The organism is Frigoribacterium sp. CFBP 13707, assembly GCF_014842245.1.
Taxonomy (GTDB): Bacteria; Actinomycetota; Actinomycetes; order Actinomycetales; family Microbacteriaceae; genus Frigoribacterium; species Frigoribacterium endophyticum.
Genome location: NZ_JACYVL010000002.1, coordinates 432,479 through 458,221 on the forward strand (window position 1 = coordinate 432,479; position 25,743 = coordinate 458,221).

Annotated in this window: 23 protein-coding genes; 11 read left to right on the forward strand and 12 right to left on the reverse strand. The window is 66.9% G+C overall.

Features of this window, described 5'->3' with window-relative positions:
* Positions 1–63: 63 nt before the first annotated feature.
* Both IFT45_RS05735 and IFT45_RS05740 read right to left on the reverse strand, forming a co-directional pair.
* Positions 64–501, reverse strand: coding sequence for a hypothetical protein (locus IFT45_RS05735; protein WP_192127121.1), 438 nt, complete (start codon positions 499–501; stop codon positions 64–66).
* A gap of 187 nt (positions 502–688) precedes the next feature.
* A complete protein-coding gene (locus IFT45_RS05740; RefSeq protein ID WP_192127123.1) occupies positions 689–1,441 on the reverse strand; it encodes a CPBP family intramembrane glutamic endopeptidase in 753 nt (250 codons plus the stop codon).
* A 117-nt stretch (positions 1,442–1,558) separates the two neighbouring features.
* On the opposite strand from IFT45_RS05740, the gene IFT45_RS05745 reads away from it, so the two are divergent.
* Genes IFT45_RS05745 through IFT45_RS05760 form a run of 4 tightly spaced genes read left to right on the forward strand, consistent with a single transcriptional unit; the run spans position 1,559 to position 6,003 of the window.
* Positions 1,559–3,010, forward strand: coding sequence for a polysaccharide biosynthesis tyrosine autokinase (locus tag IFT45_RS05745; RefSeq protein WP_192127125.1), 1,452 nt, complete (start codon positions 1,559–1,561; stop codon positions 3,008–3,010).
* Entirely contained in the window at positions 3,007–3,597 is a 591-nt protein-coding gene (locus IFT45_RS05750) for a low molecular weight phosphatase family protein (protein WP_192127127.1), read from the forward strand. The genes IFT45_RS05745 and IFT45_RS05750 overlap by 4 nt, the downstream gene beginning before the upstream one ends.
* Positions 3,594–4,511 (forward strand): hypothetical protein, encoded by a 918-nt coding sequence (locus IFT45_RS05755; protein ID WP_192127129.1) that lies wholly within the window; start codon positions 3,594–3,596, stop codon positions 4,509–4,511. The genes IFT45_RS05750 and IFT45_RS05755 overlap by 4 nt, the downstream gene beginning before the upstream one ends.
* Positions 4,512–4,521: 10 nt before the next feature.
* A complete protein-coding gene (locus IFT45_RS05760; RefSeq protein ID WP_192127131.1) occupies positions 4,522–6,003 on the forward strand; it encodes a sugar transferase in 1,482 nt (493 codons plus the stop codon).
* A gap of 4 nt (positions 6,004–6,007) precedes the next feature.
* Here IFT45_RS05760 and IFT45_RS05765 read toward each other — a convergent pair whose 3' ends face one another.
* From IFT45_RS05765 to IFT45_RS17755, 5 genes are all read right to left on the reverse strand, one after another.
* A complete protein-coding gene (locus IFT45_RS05765) occupies positions 6,008–6,961 on the reverse strand; it encodes a polysaccharide pyruvyl transferase family protein (protein ID WP_192127134.1) in 954 nt (317 codons plus the stop codon).
* Between the two features lie 82 nt (positions 6,962–7,043).
* Entirely contained in the window at positions 7,044–8,309 is a 1,266-nt protein-coding gene (locus IFT45_RS05770; protein WP_192127136.1) for an oligosaccharide flippase family protein, read from the reverse strand.
* Complete coding sequence (locus IFT45_RS17750; protein WP_192127138.1) at positions 8,306–9,409, reverse strand: glycosyltransferase; 1,104 nt, start codon at positions 9,407–9,409, stop codon at positions 8,306–8,308. The genes IFT45_RS05770 and IFT45_RS17750 overlap by 4 nt, the downstream gene beginning before the upstream one ends.
* A gap of 14 nt (positions 9,410–9,423) precedes the next feature.
* The gene (locus IFT45_RS05780; protein WP_192127140.1) at positions 9,424–10,566 is read right to left on the reverse strand and encodes a glycosyltransferase; all 1,143 of its coding nucleotides are present in this window, start codon (positions 10,564–10,566) and stop codon (positions 9,424–9,426) included.
* 41 nt (positions 10,567–10,607) lie between these two features.
* Positions 10,608–11,780 carry a glycosyltransferase family 2 protein gene (locus tag IFT45_RS17755; protein WP_371810886.1) on the reverse strand — a complete coding sequence of 391 codons (1,173 nt, stop codon included), beginning with the start codon at positions 11,778–11,780 and terminating at the stop codon, positions 10,608–10,610.
* Between the two features lie 19 nt (positions 11,781–11,799).
* On the opposite strand from IFT45_RS17755, the gene IFT45_RS17760 reads away from it, so the two are divergent.
* Positions 11,800–13,149 (forward strand): O-antigen ligase family protein, encoded by a 1,350-nt coding sequence (locus IFT45_RS17760; RefSeq protein WP_192127144.1) that lies wholly within the window; start codon positions 11,800–11,802, stop codon positions 13,147–13,149.
* A 164-nt stretch (positions 13,150–13,313) separates the two neighbouring features.
* On the opposite strand, the gene IFT45_RS17765 is transcribed toward IFT45_RS17760, so the two are convergent.
* From IFT45_RS17765 to IFT45_RS05805, 3 genes are read right to left on the reverse strand one after another with little or no spacing between them, the layout of a single operon-like run.
* Positions 13,314–13,814, reverse strand: a complete 501-nt coding sequence (locus IFT45_RS17765) for a serine acetyltransferase (protein WP_192127146.1) — start codon at positions 13,812–13,814, stop codon at positions 13,314–13,316.
* On the reverse strand, positions 13,814–14,932 hold the full coding sequence (locus IFT45_RS05800) for a glycosyltransferase family 4 protein (protein WP_192127148.1): 1,119 nt from the start codon (positions 14,930–14,932) through the stop codon (positions 13,814–13,816). The genes IFT45_RS17765 and IFT45_RS05800 overlap by 1 nt, the downstream gene beginning before the upstream one ends.
* A 29-nt stretch (positions 14,933–14,961) precedes the next feature.
* Positions 14,962–15,702, reverse strand: coding sequence for a WecB/TagA/CpsF family glycosyltransferase (locus IFT45_RS05805; RefSeq protein WP_192127150.1), 741 nt, complete (start codon positions 15,700–15,702; stop codon positions 14,962–14,964).
* Between the two features lie 268 nt (positions 15,703–15,970).
* On the opposite strand from IFT45_RS05805, the gene gmd reads away from it, so the two are divergent.
* From gmd to IFT45_RS05830, 5 genes are all read left to right on the forward strand, one after another.
* Positions 15,971–16,999: a GDP-mannose 4,6-dehydratase gene (gene gmd / locus IFT45_RS05810; RefSeq protein WP_192127400.1), complete on the forward strand. Its 1,029-nt coding sequence runs from the start codon at positions 15,971–15,973 to the stop codon at positions 16,997–16,999.
* On the forward strand, positions 16,996–17,973 hold the full coding sequence (locus tag IFT45_RS05815) for a GDP-L-fucose synthase family protein (RefSeq protein ID WP_371810887.1): 978 nt from the start codon (positions 16,996–16,998) through the stop codon (positions 17,971–17,973). The genes gmd and IFT45_RS05815 overlap by 4 nt, the downstream gene beginning before the upstream one ends.
* A 39-nt stretch (positions 17,974–18,012) precedes the next feature.
* Entirely contained in the window at positions 18,013–19,815 is a 1,803-nt protein-coding gene (locus IFT45_RS05820; protein WP_192127152.1) for a DUF4012 domain-containing protein, read from the forward strand.
* Positions 19,816–19,873: 58 nt separating this feature from the next.
* Entirely contained in the window at positions 19,874–20,407 is a 534-nt protein-coding gene (locus IFT45_RS05825) for a hypothetical protein (protein ID WP_192127154.1), read from the forward strand.
* A gap of 188 nt (positions 20,408–20,595) precedes the next feature.
* Positions 20,596–21,804: an acyltransferase gene (locus IFT45_RS05830; protein WP_256431691.1), complete on the forward strand. Its 1,209-nt coding sequence runs from the start codon at positions 20,596–20,598 to the stop codon at positions 21,802–21,804.
* Here IFT45_RS05830 and IFT45_RS05835 read toward each other — a convergent pair.
* A complete protein-coding gene (locus IFT45_RS05835) occupies positions 21,779–22,669 on the reverse strand; it encodes a VanZ family protein (RefSeq protein WP_192127158.1) in 891 nt (296 codons plus the stop codon). The genes IFT45_RS05830 and IFT45_RS05835 overlap by 26 nt on opposite strands.
* A gap of 72 nt (positions 22,670–22,741) precedes the next feature.
* Positions 22,742–24,034, reverse strand: coding sequence for a hypothetical protein (locus IFT45_RS05840; protein WP_192127160.1), 1,293 nt, complete (start codon positions 24,032–24,034; stop codon positions 22,742–22,744).
* Between the two features lie 148 nt (positions 24,035–24,182).
* On the opposite strand from IFT45_RS05840, the gene IFT45_RS05845 reads away from it, so the two are divergent.
* Positions 24,183–25,703 (forward strand): MFS transporter, encoded by a 1,521-nt coding sequence (locus IFT45_RS05845; protein ID WP_192127161.1) that lies wholly within the window; start codon positions 24,183–24,185, stop codon positions 25,701–25,703.
* The last annotated feature ends 40 nt before the right edge of the window (positions 25,704–25,743 follow it).

Consider the following 25,743-nt stretch of genomic DNA (forward strand, 5'->3'; position numbering starts at 1 on the left):
GGTGGAAGCTCGCCCGGACCGGGTGGTTCGGCCCGTGACCAGGACGAGCTGGCGCAGGCTCCGCTAGCGCGGGGTGCTGGCCGTGGCCGAGGACGACCCCGTGGTCGTGGCGTCTGTCTCGACGGCGGGCAGCGTGATGTCCACGACGTCCGCGTCGAGGAACCCGTCCTCCTTGATCGCGTCGATGTAGAGGCCCTGGCGCTCGGGGGCGTCGTCGGCGTACTCGACGACGGTCGAGAACGTCCCGTCGATCACCTTGGTGCTGCCGAGGAGGATCGCGTTCGAGTGAGCGTCGTAGATGCGGACGATCGCGTCGTCGGTGCCCGTGCCCGACACGACGACCGACCGGGTGGCTGAGTCGGAGCCGTTCGTCGGCGTCGTCACGATCAGGCTCTCTTCGCCGGTGGACGCCGGGAGCAGGGTGAGCAAGGCGCCGCCGGTCGCGAGCGCGGCGACGGCGGTCACGGCGAGGACGGGGCGCCAGGGGAGGGACATCGTCACGGGGTCGGCTCTCTCGGGGATGTCGGGCATCATGCGCCCACTTCGCGCTCGGGGCAAGGGTTGGCGAGACGTTCCGGTACAGCATCTCGATACCCGAGGGTATCGGAAAAGGACGGGTCTGTTCGCTCGCTGTCCTCCAGGCGAACTTGGCCGCACCCCCAGAAGAGGGGGTCGGTGCCCGGTCGGATCAGACGGCCCAGGTGGCGGCCACGGCCAGGCCGTTGAAGGCGACGTGCGCGATGACCGCCCCGCCGATGCGTCCCGTCCGCGCCGCGAGCGTCCCGACGAGGAGGCCGAAGATCGTGGTGCTGACGAGGGTGACGAGGAGCCCCGCGGGGGAGAAGCTCCCGACGAGAGCGTGCAGGAGCGCGAAGACGAGCGACGTCGTGATGACGGCCATGACCGCTGCCCCCCGGGCGTCGAGTCGTGTCGGCGTCGAGAGCAGCCTCGCCGTCGAGCGCTGCAGCAGCCCCCGGAAGAACACCTCCTCCACCACGGGTGCGAGCAGTACCCGTGCGAGCACGGTCGCGACCAGCACGCCGAGGGCGGGCCCGCCGTCGATGGTCGGGACGGGCTCGAGGCCGGTGCTGCCGACGACGACGAGGTTGACCACGGCGTCGAGCACGCGGGCGATGAGGCCGATGCCGACGCCCCAGAGGACGTCGAGGGGGCGGAGGCGCAGGCCGAGTCGTCGCAGCGCTCCCGCCCGGCCGAGGCCGAGGGTCGCGAAGACGACCGCCGCCAGCAGCGGCACCCAGATGACGAGGTACGACACGACGACCGAGACGAGCGGCGGCACCCCGGGGGAGCGCAGGACGAGGTCGCCGACGACGTCCGACGCGATGACGACCGCTGCGAGGGCCAGGGCGGCGTAGAGGACGTCCCACGCGGCGGACCGCTCGCGGACGTGCTCGGCGGGGTCGAGGTCGCGACGTGTCATGAGGTCAACTTACGGTGCGGCGAACGGTCGGTGCCCTGCCGAGCGAGGCTCATGTGGCACGATTGCTCCGATGTGACCGTCTCTGGCGTCACGTCTTGATCAAGGGGAACCAAAGCCGTGGAACTGCGCGACTACATCACTGTCCTACGCAAAGGGTGGGTCTTCATCGTGGCGATGATGCTCGTGGGGATCGGGCTCGCCTCGGCCTACTCGGTCGTCAAGACGCCCGACTACAGCGCCTCGGCGCAGGTCTTCGTGTCGACCCAGACCAGCGGCAGCGTCTCCGACCTGGCGCAGGGCAACACCTTCACGCAGCAGCGCGTGAAGACGTACGCCAGCCTCGTCACCACGCCGATCGTGCTGCTGCCCGTGATCTCCAGCCTCGGCCTGGACGTCACGGCCGAGCAGCTCGCCGAGTCGATCACCGCCAGCGCGCCCCTCGACACGACCCTGATCCAGGTCGACGTCGTCTCGGAGGACCCGGTGATGGCCGCCGACATCGCCAATGCGACGTCGCAGAGCCTCACCAACGTGGTCGAGCAGATCGAGGCAACCAGCGAGGACGCCGACAGCGAAGCCGGATCACGGGTCAAACTGACGCGCGTGCAAGAGGCCCAGGTGCCGTCGACGCCGACGAGCCCCAACGTGCCCCTCAACCTCGCCCTCGGCCTCCTGCTCGGCCTCGCGGTCGGCGTCGGCGTCGCCGTAGTGCGTCACACGCTCGACAACCGCGTCCGCAACGAGGCCGACGTCGAGAAGATCAGCGACGCCCCCATCGTCGGCGGCATCGCCTTCGACCCCAAGGCCGACGAGCGCCCCCTCATTGTCCAGGCCGATCCGCGCAGCCCGCGCGCCGAGTCGTTCCGCACCCTGCGCACCAACCTGCAGTTCCTCGACCTGGGCACGAAGTCGCGCAGCTTCGTCATGACGTCGTCCGTGCAGTCCGAGGGCAAGAGCACGACCGTGGCCAACCTCGCGATCGCGCTCGACAGCGCCGGTGCCCGCGTCATCCTCATCGACGCCGACCTCCGTCGGCCCCGGGTCGGCCAGTACATGGGCCTCGAGGACGCCGCCGGACTCACCGATCTGCTCATCGGCCGTGCCGACCTCGCCGACGTCGTCCAGCCGTGGGGCCGCGGGCAGCTGCACGTGCTCCCCGCCGGGCAGATCCCGCCGAACCCGAGCGAGCTCCTCGGCTCCCGGGCGATGCAGGAGCTCATCGGCCAGCTCGAGCAGCAGTTCGACTACGTCCTCTTCGACGCCCCGCCCCTCCTGCCCGTCACCGACGCGGCGATCCTCTCGAAGAGCGCCAGCGGCGCCATCGTCGTCGTCGCCGCGGGCAAGACCCACAAGGGCCAGCTCAGCGGGGCGGTCGCCGCCCTCGAGAGCGTCGGCGCGCCGATCGCCGGCTTCGTCATGACGATGATGCCGATCAAGGGCCCGGACGCCTACGGCTACGGCCGCTACGGCGGGGCCTACGGCTACGGCATCGAGGACGACAAGGAGACGAAGGCCACGAAGAAGGAGAGGACGCGCATCGGCGCCGAGGCGCGCAAGGCCGCTCAGTGAGCGCTGTACGCCCCTTCGGCATCCTCGTGGTCTGCACGGGCAACATCTGCCGGTCGCCCCTCGCCGAGCAGCTCCTGACGGCTCGCCTCGCGGGCTCGTCGACCCCGTTCGTCGTGATGAGCGCTGGCACGATGGCGCAAGACGGCGCCGCCATGGACGCCACCGCGGCGGAGATGTCGCGAGCCTACGGAGGTGCACCCGAGGCCCATCAGGCGACCTACCTCACCGAGATGCTGGCTGAGAGCGCCGACTTGGTGCTGACGGCCGCCCGCGAGCACCGTGCCGCGGTCGTGCGCCTCTCGCCCCGCGCCTCGCGCCGGTCGTTCACCCTCGAGCAGTTCGCTCGCTTGGCCGAGGCCTCGGACCCGGCAGAGCTCGCCGCGGCTGACAGCCCCGCTGACGTCGTCCGTCTCGTGGCGAGCATGCGGGGCATGGTCCCGCCGCTGGACGTCCCCGAGGCAGAGGACATCGTCGACCCGTACCGTCGCGGCCTCGACGTGCACGAGCAGGCAGCGGCGGACGTCGACCGAGCCGTCGATGCGATCGTGACGGCGCTCCGGGCGCCCGACGGGTCGGCTGCCGCGTGAGTCGCTCGGGGGGAGCGACGACGCGCACGTGGTGGTTCGTCGTGCTGGCGGTGCTCGTCGTCGCTGACGTCGCCCTGATCGCGGCGGCCGTCGCGTCGACTCGACCCGGCGAGCAGCGTGAGGCGGGGCCGATCCCGACGTTCTCCTCCGGCCCGACGACGGAGGCGCCGACCCCGACGCCCGAGCCCACGACCGCTCCGTCGTCGACGCAGCCGTCGGGCTTCCTCTCCGCCGTCAGCGCCACCGAGGCATGGCGAGCCAGCCCCGGGTCGTGCACGGACGACGCCGCACTCGTCGAGCGCAGCACCGACGGAGGCGCGACCTGGCAGCCGATGGAGCTCGCCTTCGACCTGCGCACCGTCGTCGCGCTCGAAGCCGGCCCCGAGAAGGTCTCCGTGCTCGGCGGAGTCGGAGACGACTGCGAGCGTCAGTTCTGGTCGAGCTTCACGGCGGGGGAGTTCTGGGAGGAATACCCCGACCAGGTCTCGACCCTCACCTTCGCCGACGTCGACAGCTCGACGGTCTCCCTCGACGGCACCGCGGCGCCGTCCCCCTGCCCGGCGCCGTCCCGTGTTCAGAGTGACGGGACCGTCGGTCTGGTCGCCTGCACGGACGCCGTGTCGACGCGGACGACCGGTGGTGACTGGTCCTCCGTCAGCGTGCCCGGTCTGCTCGACGTGGTGCTGCTATCCGACGAGTACATCGCGGGAGTGACCGGTGTCGACACCTGTGACGGCGTTGCCGTCCAGAGTGTGACCACGCCGGCGACCCCGCGGAGTGCGGCGACGACGATCGGCTGCGTCACCGGTGTCGACGCGGCTCAGGGCATCGTCCTGGCGTCCGTCGGCGATGTCGTCTGGCTCTCCGCGGGATCGGTCTCGCGGGTGTCCGTCGACGGTGGCGTGACCTGGTGAGGACGAGGCGATGAGCGCAGCACCCAGCACCCGGGAGATCCGGTCGGCGAGCTCGACGATCGGCTGGAACAAGGCGTACTCGCAGCGCTTGTTGCTGACCGACGCTCTCGTGCTCATCTGGGTCGTCTTCGGCGTCCAGATCGCCTGGTTCGGCATCGACACCGCCAACGTCGCCTTCCGAGGCGACCTGCGCAATGTCGCCGTGAACTACACGGCGATCTCGCTGGCCGTGATCGCCCTGTGGCTCGGCGTCCTCGGCCTCTACGGTTCGCGCGCGGATCGTGTGATCGGCACCGGAAGCACGGAGTACAAGCTCATCATCGACGTCAGCTTGCGGGTTTTTGGGCTGCTCGCGATCCTGGCATTCCTGTTCCACATCGACCTCGCCAGGGGGTACATCCTCATCGCGTTCCCCGTCGGAGTGCTCGTGCTGGTGTTCTCGCGGTGGCTCTGGCGTCAGTGGCTCGTCCTTCAGCGTGCGCAAGGCCGATACTCGGCCCAGGTCCTCCTGGTGGGGTCACGCGAGACCGTCGAGCACTTCGCGCGTCAGCTCATGAGTCAGCCCTCCGCCGGCTATCACGTCGTCGGCGCCTGCGTCTCCGAGGTGGCAGGGGGCACCGTGGGCGGCTCGCTCCGCATCCCGGTCATCGGTTCCTTCGACGATCTCGAAGCCGCCCTCGTGGCGAGTCACGCTGACACGGTCGTCATCACCAGTTCCGACCACCTGCCGCCGGAGCGGGTCCGTCAACTGAGCTGGAGCCTGGAACCCGGTGGCCAGCACCTCGTCGTGGCTCCGAGCCTCACCGACATCGGCGGCCCGCGCATCCACACCCGCCCCGTCGCCGGGTTCCCGCTGATCCACGTCGAGACGCCGACCTACGCGGGTCAGAAGCTCTTCTCGAAGAGACTCTTCGACATCGTCGTCGGGAGCGTTCTCCTGATCGTCATCTCGCCGTTGCTCGTCGTCGTGGCGATGGTCGTCAAACTGGGCACGCCTGGCCCGGTGTTCTTCTTGCAAGAGCGGGTCGGCCTCAACGGTTCTGCCTTCCGGATGGTCAAGTTCCGGACCATGGTGCTCGATGCTGAGGCCCAGTTGCAGCGGCTCGCGCGGGAACAGCGAACCGAGGGCAACAGTGTGCTCTTCAAGATGAAGGACGACCCCCGTGTCACACGGGCAGGGCGCTGGCTTCGCCGCTACAGCATCGACGAACTGCCACAGCTGGTGAACGTCGTTCGCGGCGACATGGCCCTCGTGGGACCTCGGCCGCCACTCGCCCGCGAGGTGGCGCAGTACGAGACCCACGTCCACCGAAGGTTCCTCGTCAAGCCGGGCATCACAGGCCTGTGGCAGACCAGTGGAAGGTCGAACCTCTCCTGGGAAGACAGTGTCCGCCTAGACCTCTACTACGTCGAGAACTGGTCCATGGCGGGCGACCTCGTCATCCTCTGGCGTACCGCCCGGGCTGTCCTCGCGCGCGAAGGCGCCTTCTGATCTTTCACCCCACTGTTCGCTGGACCTGGGTCGCCAAGGCCCTCGCTTCGTCCGACGTCACGAAGGTCAGATCGTCGTCGAAGTCCTCGAGCCACGTCGCAGCGTACTTCGACAACTTGCCGATCTTGTTGTCGATTGCGATCACGCGACGTCCCATGTGGAGAGCGATGATCATTGCGTGGAGACGGTCCGTGACAACAGTCTCGCCTCGTGCCAAGAAGCCGATCCCGCGTTGGAGCCGGCGTTCGGCACGCCGCATCCAGACGTGCGGATCACGTCGGAACAACGGAGCTAGAAGGGGCAGCTGCTCCGATCGGTTGGCGCCCCAGCGGAGGGCCGCGAGGTCGACAGGGTCAGCAGGCCAATCAGTCGTCGTCGGCGAGGACAGCCCTGACGTCTCGTCGTCGAGACGGGCGACGAACACGGTCGCTTGCACGGCGGCTGGCGCGCGCACGGGACCGATCATGTGAGCAGCGTCGGGTGACAGAACCAGTGTCTCGATCTCGGATTCGAGGACTCGGTAGGACTCCTCATCGCGAACGGCGACGCGGATGTTGTTTCTGCGGCCCAAAGCGCTCGAGAAGGCGCGTCTTTCCTGATCGCTCGTGAAGTGGACGGACTGGGGTTCTTGAAGCAGCAGCGACTCCGAGGTCAGGCGACTAGCCAGCTCGTTGCGTTGTCTCGAGGATCCCGGGTACAAGCCCCCGAGGTTGCCCCCGCCGTGGATCGCCACCACTGGCTCCGATGAGAACACGGTCCGGGGAAGAACCGGTTGGCTGTAGATCTTGCGGACGCTTATTCCTTCTTCAGCAAAGAAGGCAGCCTCACCGACTGCGATCGCCGAGTCGCCGATGTTCCCGTGGTCTGGGAAATCCGTCAACGTCAAACTCTCAACCCCAGCATGGAGGCGCCGGAGGGCCGCCCGGGTCCGTTCCTGAAGATGTAGCACGTTCTGCACGCTCAAAAATTTACCTGATGGAAACCGGGCATTAACCCGATTCCTCGTCTTACCTGGCAGTGGAGCAACTGACTTGTTCGACTCAGAGGAGAACTGCGGCGATGGTGAAAGCCGTGGTCGACGCAAGTGCCAGGGCGAAAGACTTCAATGGAGCGGCTTTTCCACAACTCACGAGCAACAAGATCAAAATGACGACCTCGCGAGCCAGGACACACCATGACGCCAGCTCGATGCTCTGCGTAGCTGCGAGGGCCACGGGGACAGCTAGGGCTATCCCGATGACTTTGATGGGCGCGCCCCAGGCCAGACGCCCGACGGCGAGGAGCACGACCGAGAGCGACCAGGAGACGATGGTCGGGAGGATGCTGATGGCAGCAGGGAGTGCAGCGTCGAGAGGCTCACGCCACTCGTTCCCCAGGAGGGGACGTAGGACGGCGTCGACCCCGATGAATATCGCGAGCACCAGCACCATGCCGAGGGCTAGTCCGCGCATGAGCAGTTGGTCAGAACGCTGTCTCACCTCGAACGCGGACAAGCCCTGATCGACGCTGATCTTGACGCGGAGGACGTTGCCCGTCGAGGCGGAGATCGCATCGCCTGGATTACGAGCGATGGCGGTGGCGAATGAGAAGGATCCGAGCGCGGCCGTTCCGGACAGGCCGCCGATGAGAAGACGGTCGGCCTGGCCCTGCAGCCATCCGACGATCGAGTAGGCGGAAGCGTGACCGAATTCGCGACCGTAGCCTGCGCCGGAGGAGGCACCCTTGGTAGCAGCTTCTATGCCTAGTGCCCGTGCGCGTCGGTGCACCATCCAGCAGAAGAGGACTTCGACGAGGGCGACCTGGAGAGAAGCGCCGAGCAGTGAGCGAGTCAGCACCAGGGCCGGCACGGACAGGAGGAGGGACACGCCAGACGCCAGGAGCTGCATCTTGGCCAGCTCTGCCCACGCATTCCGGGACTGGAGGAAACCCAGAGGCTTGACCGCGAACGAGTTGGCCACCGGTACGAGCAAGAGGGGAGTCATGGCGTAGATCTGTCCATGCAGATCGGCGGGGAAGATCAGAAGGAGTGCGAGCAGGATGCCCGCGATAGCCAGTGAGCCGGCGATGCTCGCGATGTTGCGGTATCGGCGCAGGAGCCGAAGACCCTCCTGGCTTGCCAGGCTCGGGACGACGACTTGGCGGATCGCGGAGTCCAAGGCCGAGTAGTAGAGCGTGAGAACGACCATTGGCCACGCGTACAATCCAACGATCAGTGGCGTGACGAATGCGGCCAGGAGCAACATCAGCCCCGCGCTTGCGAGCCTGGGGAAGACTCGCTCCACGAGAGACCAGATGAGGTCCTTCAACGCGTCAGTCCGAGGGCATCACGCCACATCGGCATGAGACTCGTCGTGCTTCGTCGTTCCCGGGCGAAGTGCCGTCCGGCGTCGCCCATGCGTCGGACGAGGGCCGGGTCTTCCAAGAACCCCTCGAGGGCCGCTTCGATGCGTCTCCCCGAGTCTGTAGGAACGACGATCCCGCATCCCGCTTCGAGGACATCGAGAGCCGCTTGCCCGTCTGGAGAGCCAAGATAGAGAATCGGCCGCCCGGCGCTCATGGCCGCGTACGTCTTCGAAGGGACGCATGTTCCCGTAGCCCCTTCGGCGAGTGAGACGACCTGGACGTCAGACGCACCGTACAGATCGATCAGCGACGCCTCAGGTACGAAGCTACTGACGTGGATGGCAGATGCAGTCATCGTCCGTGCAAGCTCCTCGAGTTCCGCGATCGCCTTGCCGCTACCGGTGACCCGGAGGTGGACGCGGCCTCGGGAGACAGGCCCGTCAACTATCTGACCGAGCGCGCGGAGCGGGTGGATTTCTCGCGCGTTGCCGGAGTACAGCAGGTTCAAGTGATCTGGTTTCCCGGAGGGGACGGGGACGTTGAGCTCGCGGTGCCACAACGGGATGACGCGGGAGTCGAGACCTGACGCCTCTGCCAGCAACCGAGACATGCACGAGCCGAGGACGACCCGTCGGGAGGAAGCGCCGAGCGCCCACCTCGACAGCGACGATTTGAAGCTACGCAGACCTGTTGTGACCGATGGACCACCCGGCATGAGCGCGTAGAGGTCCATGACCCATGTGACGTCCATGATTCGGCCTCGCGACACCAAGTGCGCCAGTCTTCCGACCATGGGCATGCCCGGTGGGTACTCCAAGGCGACGACTGCACGGAGGGACGGCCAACCGAGGAGGATCAGTCCCAGAGCCTGTAGGAGGAAGAGGAACTCTTTGACAGTCGATCGGGCCTTCTCTAGGGGCCCCCCGAGCCTTCTCGGCAGGCTGCGAAGACCGACCAGGCGCGCGTCGATCCCGTCAGCCCGGAGGCCGTCGCGAAGTTGACTCGCCACTTTCGTGATGGCGTCGTCCTGCAACGATGCGTAACCGTAGAAGATGTAGACCACAGGTGATGATTTTCTCACGCTTGACCCTCCCCCTGTCGAACGTCTTGCACGTCGCCACGAGATCCCACTTCGTCGAGGAACCCCCGCCAAGAATCCACTCCACGAGAGACAGTGCGATGTGCGTCGTAGAAGGTCCGCGCGTTCTCCTGGCATCGAGCGAGGAAGGTCGGGTCGGCCAATCTGCTCAACGCGTGCAAGATCGCGTTGGTGTCAGAAGTGGGGACGACCAAGCCGCATTCGGCTGCGATCACGTCCTTGGCGGCCTGGCCTTCCTCGCTCCCGAGGAAGAGGACTGCTTTGCCCGCGGCCATGGCGGCGTAGGTCTTGGAGGGGACGCAGGTGCCAGTGGCCGACTCCGCCAGTGAGACGACGTGCACGTCGGCCCACACGGCGTTCTCTGCCCAGCCAGTGGTGGAAGCCCGCGGGGGAAAGGTGACGCGTTCCGACGCCCTAGCGTTCAAGGATCCGGGCAGGTCGTCTATCCCCGGTCCGGAGCCCACGACGCGGAAGGACCACGGGAAGTCGAGGCTGCGCGATCCCAGACTTCGTCCGAGAGCGGACAACGGGTGGATGTCCCGGGCGCTGCCGGAATATAGGAGGCGGAGATCCCGCTGGCCCGACCCGTCGCTTTCCTGCGTCGCACTGATCGGCATCTTGGCGTGCCACAGAGGAATCGTCACCGGTGACAGGTCATGCGCAGCAAGAGTCTTCGTCATGCACTCGCCGATCGTGACCACGTGGGCGGCCCGGGTCAGAGCGGCCAGCTCCAGTCGTGCTCGAAGCTTCGAGAAGAGGCCGAGCTCCTGTGGTCGCGCGATCCTGTACAGATCCATCACCCACGCGATGTCCCGGATGCGGCCGTGCGTAACCCGTCTTAGCATCGCGCCCACGAACGGAAGGCCCGAAGGAACGTCCACCGAGATGACGGCGTGAATGCTCCTGCGCCGTCTGAGGAGGTAGGACGAAACGCTTAGGAGGTAGGAAAGTTCGCTGGTGAGGCGAAGAACCTTCGTGAGCAGAGTCCCTTGAGCGGGCCGTAAGCGCATGGGCTTGATACCGAGAACGACGGTCGAGATCCCCTGCGACCGCAGCCCCTCCGCCAACTCCGTGATGACACGAGAGACAGCATCTGATTGGTTCGCGGCGTATCCGTACAACAGGACCACTGTCTTGGCAGGTCGCCGCGGATCTCCCGGAATCACGATCGTCCTTCCCTGAGGATGAAGCCACTTCGGCGAGCAAGCAATTGGACTCCGAGTCGATCGACTCCGTTTAAAGTCTTGTAGATCTCCAGCAGTGGGTTGCTGAGGACACGAGCCTTATCGACAGGTGCGTTCGCGCGATCCAGAGGTCCAGAGTGGCGGGCCACTTCCCCCTCGCCTAAGACGACTCGGGCGAGCTCGCGGTAACTGGCTTGCCAAAAAGTCTCGAGCTGTGCACGCTCGGACCAGGAATCTCGGGCCGTGACCTGGCCTGGGTGCCTGCGAAGCGCTACGACCGGTAGTGCACTTCGACTCAGGGCGTAGCCCTGACTGGCCATCCGCATCCAGAGTTCGTAATCTTCCGCGAGCCCCGTCGCATATCCGCCGGCCTGGACCAACGCAGAGCGTCGCGCCAGCATCGTCGAGTGAGCCACGGGGTTACCGACGAGCAAGGCGACGTTGAAGGCCTTGGGGCGGAGGGGGCAAGGCGGTGAGGGATAGGCCAAGCTGAGGGACTCCCCGAAGTGGACGACTCCGCCGAATGTCACATCCAAGCCGCGGGACAAGGATCGTGACTGAGTCGCGAATCTCGACGGAAGAGTGACATCGTCCGCGTCCATGCGTGCGACGAACTCGCTGTCTGCCGAGTTGAGAAGTTCATTTAGTCCGCGAGCCACTCCTAGGGGCTGGTCGGTCGATAGGACGTGCACGCGAGGGTCCCGGATGCCCTTGACCAGCTCGCGGGTGCTGTCGGTACTCGCATCGTCGAGAACGAGCAGCTTGCCGTCGCGAGGTAGTGCCCGCAATGTCGTGTTAGCCGCGCGAAGAACCGTTCTCGCAGCATTCTTGGCGGGCATCAATACGGTGATGGTGCCGAGCTTTGTATTTTGCACGCGTCTCGTCGTCGGGTTAAGGGCCAGAGCGGCTGTCCTGCGTCGTGAGGAACTGACGGCCAGGCATGAGTATATGGCGGCGTCGAGCTGCTGGGGGTTCGACAGGCGCCCGCTCCGTCGGCTGGCCGCGCCGGTGACTCCTTGGGAATTCGCGTAGTGAGGAGGCCCCGGGTGCGCGTGAACGGGCTGGCACGTCGGACCATTCACTGCCCGCGTCACGATCGGGTGGGTACGTCGGTGCTGATACCTTTCGACTATGCCGCGGGGAGCTTCCATTACTGAACGACCTCGCGTCGTGGTCGGGACCGCCGCCGTCGTCTTGATCCTGGGAGCCACGCGGTGGGGCTCATACCTTGGTTTCTCCCCTCTCTTCTTGACCGATGTCCTCCTCGCTCTCGGCTTGCTGGGCTGGTTCGTCGCGAGTCAGGGTCGGTCAGAACCTCTGAGGACGAACGGCGACGCGAAGGGCAGGCCGAGTGCCCTCTTCATCATCTTCTTCGCGTTCGTGGTGATTCGCGCTTTCCTCGCCCTGTCCGCAGGGTTCACCGAGGCGTGGCTACGTGACGCAGCGCCCTTCCTCTATGCGTTCCTGGCCTTCGTCTCGGCGGCCTCGGCTGCTCGCGCGGGGGAGGAATCGCGACGGCGAACCATGAAGTTCGTCTGGTTCGCGCTGATCTTCCATCTCGTGTGGACTGCCGCGACGACGTTCTCCGGGTTCGCGGGCTTGTCCGTTCCTTTTGCCGGGGGTGCTCTGTTCCAGATCCGTCCCGACATCGACGTGGCGATCTCCGGTGTTGCCGCTGGTCTTTTCATGCTCCGGGTCTTGCGCTCGCGAAAAAAAATCTGGCCCGGCCTCGCTTTAGTGCTCACTGTCGCCACAGTGCTCGCTCAGGGCACTCGAGCTGGACTAATCAGCTTTGTCTTATCTATTACTCTCGCTTACGTCTTCTTCTACGCCACGACTGGCTATCAGAGCAAGAAGCGCGTACTCGCTCAGCTGATGGTCCCCGCCGCTCTGGTCGGGCTGCTCTTGACCCTGCCGCAAACTGAGGCCGGCCAGCGAATAATTGCGACCATCGATAGCAGCCAGGCGGATACACAGGGACAGCTGAACGCCCAGGGAACGGAGCGCGCGCGCTCCCTCGTGTGGCGAGGCGTCGTGGACTGGACCAACGAGGAGCCTGCGCGTCAGCTGTTCGGGAGTGGGTTCGGAAACGACTTTCTGACGCAGTCAGGCACGATCACCTTCCTCGAGGGAGACACGTACGACGGCGTTCGAAGTCCTCACAACTGGTTTGTGGGTGCGTATGCCCGCCTGGGATTACTCGGGTCCGCCCTCGCTGTTCTCGTCGTCGTGCAGTTGCTGGCGACGATAGTGCGCCGCGTGAGGCGAATTGCTCAGGAACCGTTCCTCGTGGCGGCAGCCCTCATCGTCGTAGCGATCCTTCCGGTCGCAACACTTGGAGTTGTCCTGGAGGCGCCTTTCGGCGCTGTCCCGTTCTGGTGGGCTGCTGGCATCATCTACACGCTCCGAACGAGAGGTGACGTCGCCGACCAGGTGAAGCCCAGTAACAGGCACACACTGGGCGTCTCGCCACGAAAGGCGACGAGTACGCTGGGCGGGGCAGGTTTTAAACGCAGCTAAAGGATTGATTAGCCTAGATATTTGAGGTCCGCCCGGTATCCGTGGCCAAGTCGCGAGGCCTTACATGCCTTGTGCTGAGCATCATGTGGTCGGGCCGGGCCAATATGGGTGAGATAGTCCACCTCTGGCCTACATCTGAAGCTGCGACAGCGTTTATCAGCTACTTAGATCAATCGCCCTGGATTCCCGACGACAGTTCGTCCGGCGGGGACGTCCTTGACTACAACTGCGCCGGCGCCCACAATCGCACGCTCTCCAACGACGACGGACCCCAGGATGAGCGCTGAAGCCCCCACCTCGACGTAGTCCTCGATCCGGGGACTGGGGCCACCGGGGCGTGCTTGCCCGATGACAACCGCGTTGCGAAGCACGACACCACGACCGATGATCGCGTGATCGTTCACGACGAGTCCGTACGCGTGGTAGATCGTCAGGCCAGGTCCGACTCTGGTCTTCGGACGCAACTCAAACCCCAGAACTAGCTCCGTGAGCGTTCGATAGAGCGCGATCATGGGTAGAGCGCGAGGTCTATTACGTAGATCGGGGCCCATGAGAAGTTGGCATGACCGGAACAAGGCCAACACCATCTGCATCTTCGGGTCTCTGGCGTTAGCCCGCCAGTCCTGGAAAATGGATGACCAGAAAGGCGACCTGTCTTTGTGCATCACAGTTCCTCGGAGTTCTGGGTTTCGACGGTGTCAGACGAAAGGAGCGCAGCCCATGCCGTTGCGAATGCTCTCGGCGAATGACGTGCGTCGAACTGGAGCCGCCCGCTAGTTCCAAGGTCTGCCAGTGCCTCGGGTCGGCGGATGAGTTCAGCCGTTGCTTCGAGGAGTGCCTCGAAATCATCGACGGGGACCAAGCGGCCGGCTCGCCCCGAGTTGAGCAAGTCGGGAATGGCACCGACCCGCGTGGCCAGGATGGGCGTGCCTTGGCTCATCGCCTCGATAAGCGTGAGCGGTTGAGCCTCGAAGCGGTACCTGCTGGGGAATACCAATAACCGACACGACCGCAGAAGGTCCCACTTCTGGATCTGGTCTGCAGGTCCGTTGAACTGGATCCGGTCAGCGTGGCCCGAAGCCGAGACACGCTCGGTCAGTTCGTCAAGCAGATGTTGATCCGAGGTCCCACCCGCGATGAGGAACTGCACACTGGCGTCGTTCTGGCACAACACCAGACCAAGCTCGACGAACTCCCTGATCCCCTTCTCTTCCATGAGGTTGGACATGAAGAGGACTGGTCCGTCGCCCTGGGAAGGCGACGACGTAGCCGTAGCAGGAGGGGCAGGGCGCGTCGCGTTCGGGATGACGGTGTGCAGACGCTTCGCGACCCAGGGCTCCACATCTTCGAACATGGACGCGCTCAGGCACACTGTGTGCTCTGCGCCCCCGAGAAGGCGTGCGACGAGGCGGGCCCAGACGCGCCCACGAGCGGCGAGCTGTGTGTAGCCGCTCGTGTGGATGTAATTGATGTAGGGAGTGCCGCTCCGCCGAAGGACTTCGGAAAGGATCCAGTCAACTAAGAAAGAGAACGTGCGGTTGGTGCAGAAAAATACGGCTCTCGGGGGCTTCTCCTTTTTTATGGCCATCCAGAGGCGCGCAATGAGGCCGACCGCTGCGAGCCCCTTGCGGACACCGGGCCTTCCGACCTCCGAGGTATCGCGGCTGAAGCGCCGATCGACCAGCACGACCGGATGTCCAAGTTCGCCCAATACATCAATGAGCATCCTGGTCATGACCGTGCTGCCGTGAACAGGCGGCGGAAGTTGGCTCACGACGAGCACGGGAGAAGTGACGCGCAAGGCAGAGGACTTCATGATCGGTGGGGCTTGAACGCTGCCACGATGAAGACGGCGTTCCCGATCAGGTACCTACGCCAGAGGCGACGTGGCTCGCTGAGGAACCGGTAGAGCCACTCCATCCCGATGGTGCCGAGCCACCTCGGAGCCTCCTTCTTCATGCCTGACATGAAGTCGAAAGCAGCGCCGACAGCGCAGGCCACGACGGGGAGTGCTGCAGCGAGCCTATCTACCTCGAAGTCTTGCTTGGGAGTTCCGAGACCCACCCAGACGACGTCGGCTGCGCTGGCTCTGATGAGGTCATCTTGGTGCTTCATCTCCTCGTCGCTCATCTGACGGAAGGGCGGACTGAACGAGCCGACAACCCGCGCCCCCGGGTGTCTCGCTTCGATGGCACGCTCCAGCTTGACCAGCAGCTCTTCGCTACCGCCCAGCAGGAAGTGCTTGACATCTCTCCCACGCCCCACGTCGAGGACATCATCGAAGAATTGGGGGCCGCGAACCTGGGTCAGCTTCGGGCCACCGACCATGCTCACCCAGGTCAGAGGCTTGCCGTCTGGATAGTTGTAATCCGCGCGGCGGAGCACTTCCGCGTACTGGGTGTTCCGATCGGCCAACGAGATGGAGAAGGCGTTGATGAGGTGAACTCCGATACCGCGCGAGAGCTCGGATGATGCGAGGTGCGCAATATGAGTGGCTGCGGCAGTCGGAGAAGACACTTGCAGTGGGATGCCCGCGATGCTGCGTTCGAGCATCTCTGGCTCGTCATCATTTTGGTGGATCACCTGAGGTCCTTCTCGATGTGGAAAACAACTTTTGCTGCGCTTATTTTGGCCATCACGCTAAGTCCGAGAAACGGCCTAAGGAGTGTCGAGAGTTCACGTTCTCCTGGCGTGTCGGATGCCGATAGGAACTGGTGTTACGTCCGATCCTAGCTAGGCTCAGATTTAAACCCACGACTGTCGGCTCTAGCGGGCTGAACCGCTAGCTCAAGACAGCCTTGATCTGAAGCAGGAGCACCCGATCAAAAAGGCATTCATCACTGGCATCACAGGCCAGGACGGTTCCTATCTCGCCGAGCTCCTGTTGAGCAAAGGCTACGAGGTCCACGGGCTCATTCGGCGGGCATCGACTTTCAACACATCGCGCATCGACCACCTCTACGTGGACCCGCACGACCCGAACGCCAAGCTCTTCCTCCACTACGGCGACCTGAGTGATGGTGCTCGCCTGGTCAGCTTGCTAGGCGACCTGAAGCCGGACGAGGTCTACAACCTGGCCGCCCAGTCGCACGTCCGTGTCTCGTTCGACGAGCCCGAGCACACAGGTGACACGACAGGAGTCGGCTCCATGCGCATGCTCGAGGCCGTCCGCATGTCAGGCATCCACACCCGCTTCTACCAGGCGTCATCGTCGGAGATGTTCGGAGCGACGCCCCCGCCGCAGAACGAGGAGACCCCGTTCTACCCCCGCTCGCCCTACGGCGCGGCGAAGGTCTACAGCTACTGGGTCACGAAGAACTATCGCGAGGCCTACGGCATGTTCGCCGTCAACGGGATCCTCTTCAACCACGAGTCCCCGCGGCGCGGCGAGACCTTCGTCACCAGGAAGATCACTCGTGCGGTCGCTGCGATCAAGGCGGGGCGTCAGGAGAACGTCTACCTCGGAAACCTCGATTCCGTCAGGGACTGGGGCTACGCGGCCGAGTACGTCGAGGGAATGTGGCGGATGCTGCAGGTCGACGAGCCCGACGACTTCGTTCTCGCCACCGGCGGGAACTTCACGGTCAAGGACTTCCTCGAAACGGCGTTCACGCATGCGGGCCTGAACTGGGAGGACCACGTCCTCTTCGACGAGCGCTACCTGCGCCCGACTGAGGTCGATGCCCTGGTGGGTGACGCGTCCAAGGCCGAAGCCAAGCTCGGGTGGAAAGCCACGGTCGACACGGCGGAACTCGCTCGCATCATGGTTGACGCTGACATCGAGGCACTCGAGCACGGCGGGCGTCCCTGGATCGACAAAGTCTCGCTGGCGAGCTGGGGCACCAAGTGAGCAAAGAGCCTCTCGGCTTCACTCCGGCACCCCTGGACCGTCAGGCCACGTTCTACGTCGCAGGGCACCGTGGCCTCGTGGGTTCCGGTCTCTGGCGCCATCTTGACGCCGAGGGTTTCACCGGTCTCGTCGGTCGGACTTCCTCCGAGCTCGACCTGAAAGATCGTCCGGCGGTCTTCGACTTCTTCCGCGAGACCAAACCGCGGTATGTCATCCTGGCGGCGGCCAAGGTCGGCGGCATCCTCGCGAATGACACGTACCCGGCCGACTTCCTCACGGAGAACCTTCAGATCCAGCTGAACGTCATGGATGCAGCCCTGGAGCAGGGCGTGGAGCGGCTCTTGTTCCTCGGGAGCTCGTGCATCTACCCGAAGTACGCCGAGCAGCCCATCAATGAGGACTCCCTTCTCACCGGACACCTGGAGCCGACGAACGACGCCTACGCCGTGGCGAAGATCGCCGGCATCATGCAGGTGCAGGCAGTGCGTCGTCAGCACGGGCTCCCGTGGATCTCGGCCATGCCGACGAACCTGTATGGCCCCGGTGACAATTTCTCGCCTCAGGGATCTCACGTTCTACCGGCCCTCATCAAGAGGTACGACGAGGCTGCACAGGCGGGGCACGAGGTGGTCACCAACTGGGGGACCGGTGCTCCCCGTCGTGAGTTCCTCCACGTCGACGATCTCGCCAGCGCGAGCTTGCATCTCATGGAGCACTTCGACGGACCGCAGCAGGTCAACGTGGGCACCGGGACCGACGTCACCATCAAGGAGATCGCGGAGACCATCGGCAAGATCGTGGACTTCCGCGGTGAGACTGAATGGGACACCTCCAAGCCCGATGGCACGCCTCAGAAGTTGCTCGACGTGTCGAAGCTGGAAGCCGCTGGCTGGACGGCCCAGATCTCGCTCGAGGACGGGCTGCGATCGACCATCGAGTGGTACCGCGGGCACAAGGCGTCTCTTCGTACCTGAGCGACCGAGGCCCTCCACCACGTCTGCTTGAATGAGCGCATGTCAGATAGCCACGCCGGTCATCGGCGCGAACGCTCGACGTGGCGGAGGCTTCGTCGCCTCCTGCTCGGGGCGGTCATCCTCTTCGTCCTGCTCGGCGCATGGGTCGGCATCCGGGGCTACCTCGCATCACAGCACCTCGAGAGAGCTGCGGGGCTGGCAGATTCAGTCCAAGCCCAGATCCTCAGCAGCGACGGCGATGCGGCTCTCGACTCGGCGGAGCATCTCCGCGACGAGGTGCGTGCAGCTCGTGACTTGACCAGTGACCCCGTGTGGCGAGCTGTTGAGTTCGTGCCCGGCGCAGGCGACGACTTCACCGTCATCCGGCAACTGGCGCAGGTTCTGTCGTCGGTCGCGGATGACGCCATCGTGCCTGTCGCCGGTGTCGCGAGCACGGTGAGCGTCGACGCCTTCAAGCCGGTCGACGGGGCTGTCGACCTCGCCCCGCTCGTCGCGGCGCAGCCCGCGATCAGCGCTGCTGACGACAGCATCAAGGCGCAGCTCGTCGTGGCTCAGGGCATCGACGCGTCGACCACGGTCGGTCCGGTGGAGGACGCGGTCACTCGCCTGGTCGACGTGCTCGGCAAGGCGAGCGAGCAGGTCGACGTCGCCGCCCGTGCTGTCGACCTCGCGCCCGCGATGATGGGCGTCGACGGCTCGCGCGACTACCTGGTTCTGTTCCAGAACAACGCCGAACTCCGATCGACCGGGGGAATCCCCGGCGCCGTGGCGCTCGTCCACGTGGAGGGCGGGAAGCTCAGCCTCGTGCAGCAGGCGTCGTCGAGCGACTTCCCGCGAGCCGCTGCTCCCGTCCTCCCGCTGCCTCCCGAGACGGAGGGACTGTACGGCGCCATCACCGGTCAGTACATCCAGGACGTGAACCTCACTCCTCAGTTCCCTCTCAGCGCTCAGCTCGCGAGCGAGATGTGGAAGCGGCAGTTCGGCACGACCGTCGACGGGGTACTCTCCATGGATCCCGTCGCCCTCAGCTACCTCATGACCGCGACCGGACCCATCACCTTGCCGACCGGCGACGTCCTCACCTCGGACAACGTCGTCCCGCTGCTGCTCAGCGAGGCCTACTCCCGCTACGAGGAACCGGCTCAGCAGGACCTCTTCTTCGCCGGCACGGCGTCGGGGGTGTTCTCCGCCGTCGCGTCAGGAGCTCTCGACCCCAAGGCGCTGGTATCGGCGCTCGCCCGGGCAGGCGACGAACGCCGCATCTACCTCTGGAGCGCGGACCCGGACGAGCAGGCCCGCATCGCGGAGACGACGCTCGCGGGGCAGCTGCCGAAGAGCACGCCGTCGCAGCCCCGCTTCGGCGTCTACCTCAACGACGGCACCGGCGCGAAGATGGACTACTACCTCGGTGCGGAGTTCGGAGTCGGGCAGGAGGTCTGCCGGCAGGACGGGCGCTCGACCTACGTGGTCGAGGTCACGCTCCGGAACGACGCACCTGCCGACGCCGCGACCTCGCTGCCCCCTTACGTGAGCGGAGGTGGCAACTTCGGCATCCCACCGGGCCAGGTCAGCACGAACGTCGCCGTCTATGCCCCCAGTGAGGGGGTGTTCATGGAGGCTGCCGTGGATGGTCAGCCTGCGGGCGTCCAGACCGCGACCGACTCCGGTCATGCAGTGGTCCAGTTGCAGACCACCCTCTCACCAGGGCAAAGCACGACGATCAAGATGTCGTTCCTCGGCGGGGAGACGACGAGCGGCGACGCGGAGCTCGAGACGACCCCGATCGTTAACCTTCCCGAAACACAACGGGTAAGCGTTGCCTGTGAATCTCCGCTAACGTGAGCGTGCGTCTCATTCCGCAGGGGAAGTCACTGGGGCGCCTATCCGCTTAGGGGAACCCATGAAGAAGATCATCGCCGCAGCTCTGCTCGTGGTCGCCGGCGTTTTCGCTGGGCCGGCCGCCGCCCAGGCTTACGTCCCGTCGACCAACGTGACGGTGCAGGGCACCGTCGCCGCTGGTGGCACCATCAACGTCACCATCGTCAACGGCTCGTTCATCGCTGGCGAGAACGTGAGCTTCGCCGTCACCGGTGAGGGTCGCGTAACGCTGGCCGCCATCGAGACCACGACGCTCGTCAAGACCGCCGACGCGAACGGTGCCGCTCGCGTCGCCGTCACGCTGCCCACCACGGCTCGTGGCTCGTACGCGCTGACCGCGACCGGCCTCACCTCGGGCAACGTGGCCACCGCCGCGCTGACCGTTGTCGCCGCTGACGGCACCCCCGCCGCTGGCTCGAACAACGCCGGTGGCCTCGCCTTCACCGGTTCGACCGTCCCGACGCTCGTCATCTGGGCCGCCGCCGGCGCCCTGATGCTCGGCATCGCGCTGATGGTCGTCGTCACGCTGCAGCGCCGCGCGCGCAACAACGCGTAACACCAGATCATCAGGAAGGCCCCGAGCTTCGGCTCGGGGCCTTTCTCGTGTCCGGGGCCATGCGGTGAGGCCCAGTCTGGTGCGCATGGTGGCGATGACCCTGGATCTCAGCCAGGGCAGTTCTTCACGATCGAGGCAATACATGAGATACTCATGTATCACGTCCTGACCGAGAAGAGGATCGACACATGGCGCCCCTCGCCGCTGCCCCGCCGTCACACCGCACCGCCGGCGCCGCGACCCCTCGCAGACTGTCCTCCCTGGACGGGCTCCGAGGGGTCGCGGCAGTCGTGGTCGTCCTGCACCACGTCCTGCTCGTCGTTCCCGTGCTCGCGTCTGCCGGGGCGCCGGGCCATGACGACGGGCCGTTCCGCTGGCTCGTGAACTCGCCCCTCCACCTGTTCTGGGCCGGAGAAGAGGCGGTCGTCGTCTTCTTCGTGCTCAGCGGCTGCGTCCTCACCCTGGCCGTGCTCCGTGTCTCGTCCACGCCCTGGCGGGCGTACTACCCGAGCCGACTCCTCCGTCTCTACCTGCCGGTGGTCGCCTCGGTGGGGTTCGCGCTCGTGCTCGCCCTGACCGTTCCCCGCAGCGCGCCCGATCAGAGGTCGAGGTGGATGAACATCCACGACGACGAGGTGTCCGTGGTCAGCGTGCTCCGCACGGCCACTCTTCTCGGCAACGCCGACAACCTGAACAGCGTGCTCTGGACGCTGCGGTGGGAGGTGGTCTTCTCGCTCGCCCTACCCCTCTACGTCTGGATCGCCCGGCGCGTCGTCCGGTCGGGGCTCGTCCTCGCTGCCCTGGCCATCGCCGCCTCCGTCGCGGGATCGCTCTCGGCCTCGACCCCGGTCAAGTACCTCCCGATCTTCATGCTCGGCGTCGTCCTCGCCGTCCATCTCCGCGAGGTGCAGTCGGTCTTCGACCGGCTCCGGCGCCGATGGTCCTGGGCGCTTCCCGGGCTGGGGGCTCTCAGCCTGCTGCTCGTGACGATCGGATGGTGGTGGCCGTGGCCGGGCCCGACGGGGAACCTCGTGCTCGCCACCCGCCCTGTGGTACTGGTCGCCTGCACCCTCATCGTCGCGCTGGCGCTGGTCGCCCGGTGGTCCTGGCTGGAGTCGCCCGTCGTGGCGTGGCTCGGCCGCATCTCCTTCAGCCTCTACCTGGTCCACGAACCCATCGTCGTGTCGGTGGCCTATCTGCTCCCGACGCAGTCGGTCTGGCTCGTCGGGCCCATCGCCGTGCCCCTCGCCGTCGCTGCCGCCGCCGTGTTCTACCGGTTCGTCGAGTCCCCGAGCCACCGGGCTGCCCGAGCCGTCGCCCGATGGTGCCGAGGCTCCGGTGCGCAGACGGTGCGAGCCGCGGAGGGCCCGGTCACGGCCGATCGCGTCGAGCGGTGAGACGCCCGAGCACGACCACCCCGATGAGGGCCCCGAGCAGCGCCCCCGTCGTGTTCGCGAGCAGGTCGTCCAGCGAGGCGAAGCGGTCGGGGAGGAAGAGCAGCTGGCCGAGCTCGACGCTGCCGCTGATCACGAACCCGGCCACGGCGCCCCACCACCAGCGGCGCAGGCCGACGAGCAGCACCACGATCAGCCCGACCGGCACGAAGAAGACGATGTTCGCCGTGAACTCGACGGCGCTGTAGCTCATCCACGCGGGGAAGCCGATGGTGTGCAGCCGGTCGAGCACCCGGATCAGCAGGGGAGTCACCCCGCTGTCGATCGGCCTCGACGTGAAGGCGACGAGCGCCACGAACGCGCCGTAGCCGAGCGCGGACCGGACCGCGAGGCGCCGCGTCGCAGGGCCGGGCGTTCCGGCGGGGTGAGCGCCCCACAGGGGGCGGAGCGCCGCGCTGATCAGGGCACCGAGCGCGAGCCCGACCGCGACGGCCACCGTCAGGGAGGTGAGGCGGGCGCGGACCGGCACCGCGCCTCCCGCAGTCGCCGCCGTCAACACCACGACCGCCACGACCCCCAGCGCAGCGGCGACGCGCAGCAGCGCCCGTCGGCGACGGAAGCCCGTGGCGGCGTCGGCCAGGGGGAGGAGCGGTGCGAGCGCCAGCGCGATCACGGCCACCTGCGTGTAGCCGTCCGACATGGTGAGCAGGCCGATCGGCCGCGTCAGAGCGAGCAGGTCGGCCCAGGTCGACCGCGCCACCTCGGCGACGGCCGGGACGAGCGCGACGGACGATCCGACGACGACGAGCACGACGAGCCAGGCCGCGAGCAGACGGGCGGCGGTCATCCGCAGCCGTCGCGTCGTCATCCGGCCCACGGTAGCGGTGTCCGCCTGCGACCGCGCCGGGGGATCCCGCAGGTCAGCTCCGGGCGCCGACGCTCAGTCGTGCGCCTCGACGTACGAGCACGGGAGGGTGATCGTCCACGGCCCTCCGGGCGCGATCGGCGCGACGGCCTCGGCCTGGCCGGTCTCGCACTGCTCGACCACCGCGTCGGCCCCGCCGGTCCACTCGGGGCCCGCCGCGCGGGCACCGTCGACCGACCCCGTCTGAACGACCTGCGCCAGGGTCACGACGGCGAGCAGGAGGCCCAGCACGACCGCGGCGACGCGCCGTCGCCGACCCAGCGCGACGCCCAGCGCCAAGGGCAGGAGCGCCACGAGGAGCATGCCGGGCACGACGCCGTAGCGGCTGAACGAGAAGGCCTCCCACTCGGCGGGCCCCCACGTCGAGTAGAAGGCCCGGTGGTAGCCGTTGGCGAGGTAGGCGCCCGCGAAGGCCCCCACTGAGCCCCCGAGGAGGGTGACGGCGGCCACCCGCTGGAGGGCCGTGCCCCGGAGGAGCACCCACGCTCCGGCCGCGACGAAGGGCAGCGCGGCGAGGGCGAGCAGCCACAGGCGGCCGTCCGCGATCTCGCCGACGGAGGAGGCGTCGGCCCAGAGGGCACCGGCCGGTACGTTGACGAGGTAGCCCGTGACGAGGTCCGCCAGGCTGCCCGGCGCGCCGGCCATCTCCTCGCGGGGCGACGACACGGCGGCGACGGCCTGGGCGACGAGCCCTGCCAGCAGCGCGACCCTGGCCGGCCAGCGGCGTGCGTCGCGCCACCCCCAGAGCAGCAGCGGGACGAACAGGACGGCCTGGATCTCCGTCGCCCCGACGACGAACAGGCCGAGGGTCGCGAGCACGACGCCGACACGAGTCCGCGGGCGGTGCAGCAGCACCCACGGCGTGACCCAGAGCAGGAACCAGTGCAGGTTCGCGACGTTGCCGAGCACCTCGACCGACACGACCGGCAGCAGCACGGGCGTCAGTGCCAGGGCGCCCCGGGCGCTGGGGCTCGTCATCAGGTCGGCCGTGCATGCCCAGACGACGACGGCCACCACGCCGACCGTCAGGCAGCTCGCGGCCGTCATCGCCAGCGCCCACTGCTCGACGTCGACCGAGGCCGTCACGGCGTCGGCGATGACGCGGGGCAGCAGGTGGAGATAGCCCGCGTAGGGCGTCGCCCAGAGGGAGCCAGCGGAGGCGGCGGCGCTGTCCGCGAGGAAGTCGCGGCCGTCCTCGGCCCAGAGCGTGTCGCGGGCGGCCTCGGGGACTCGCAGCCAGGCCCACAGGACCGTGACGACGAAGAGCACGACGGGGTTCGCCCCGCGCACCGGGGCCCCGGTGAACATCGCGCGGTACGAGCTCTGCCCCCGCGAGGTCGGGGTCGTGGTCGACGTGCTGATGGCGGAGCCGTTCTCTCGAGGCGGTCGGGCGACGACCGAGCTTATCGAGGCGGCGGGGCGGCGGCGACCGACAGGTGTAAGACAGGAGCATCCCATGACGAAGACATCCGACTCCTCCTCTGCCCGCGACTCCGACGGAGCGCCCGCGGCCCCCGGCCAACGCGGGCAGATCACCGACCGCCAGAAGTGGCAGGCGTTCGGCGTCTGCGTCGGCGTCGCCGCCCTCACCATCCTCGACCTGTCGAAGGTCAACGTCGGCCTGCCGAGCATCGAGGCCTCGCTCGGCGCCGGGCCGACCGCCCTGCAGCTGATCGTCGCGGGCTACGCCCTGGCCTTCGGTCTCTCGCTCGTGCCCTCCGGCCGCCTCGGCGACCTCAAGTCACGCCGCCTCATGTTCGTCATCGGGCTCAGCGCGTTCACGATCGCGAGCATCCTCTGCGCCCTCGCGCCGAGCATCGAGCTGCTCGTCGTCGCCCGCATCCTCCAGGGGGTCGCGGCCGGCATCCAGATGCCCCAGGTGCTGGGGCTCGTGCAGCAGCTCTTCCAGGGCAAGGAGCGCGGTCGCGCCTTCGGGCTGTTCGGCGCCGTGATCGGCATCTCGACCGCCTTCGGCCCGACCCTCGGCGGCCTGCTCATCGCGATCGGCGGCGACCAGGACGGCTGGCGCCTGCTGTTCTGGATGAACGTGCCCCTCGGCATCGTCGCCATCGTCTTCGCCCTCAAGCTGCTGCCGCGGGCGACGACCGCCCCGAGCGGCCACAACGAGCTCGACCTCGTCGGCATCGTGCTGCTCGGCCTCACCATCCTCACCCTCATGCTGCCGTTCGTGCTGACCACCGGCCAGGGCGACGAGCCCCTCCGCTGGCTCTTCCTGATCGGGTTCGTCGGGTTCGGCGCCGCCTTCGTCGCCTGGGAGCAGCGCTACAAGGCCCGCGGCAAGTCGCCCGTCGTCCACTTCTCGCTGTTCTCGCTGGCGTCGTACCGCAACGGCACCCTCATAGCGACGGTGTACTTCTGCGCTCTGCCCGCGACCTTCCTGCTCACGACGCTCTACCTGCAGCAGGGGCTCGGCCTCGAGCCCGTCTACGCCGGCATGGTGACGATCCCGTTCGCCCTCACCTCGGCCGTCGCCGCGTTCTACGGCGGACGCATCGTCGACAAGTACGGCCGCAGCCTCGTGGTGGTCGGCCTCGCCCTCGTCGCCGGCGGCTTCGTGCTGCTGTTGCTCGCCGCGGTGCTGACCCCGCAGGAGATCACGCCCTACGCGATGGGCGTCGGCATGCTCGTCGCCGGAGCGGGCGGCGGCTTCGTCATCTCGCCGAACCAGACCCTCACCCTGGCGGAGGTTCCGGTCGAGATGGGCGGCGTCGCCGGCTCGATGGGCCAGGTCGGCCAGCGCGCTGGCACCGCCATCGGCACGGCGGCCGCGGTCTCGACCTTCTACTCGGTCATCGCCGGCGCCGGGTCCGACGCGTCGCTCGACGTCTACCACGCGGCCTACCGCAGCGGCTTCTTCGTCACCATCGCTCTCGTGGCGGTCGCGCTCGTGCTGGCGCTGCTCGACCTGCGGGCCCGCAAGCAGGGGCGCGTGGGGGAGGCGGCCAGCGCCTCCTGAGGTCCGCACCGCTGGGCGGGGTCGTCGTGCCCGGAGCGGC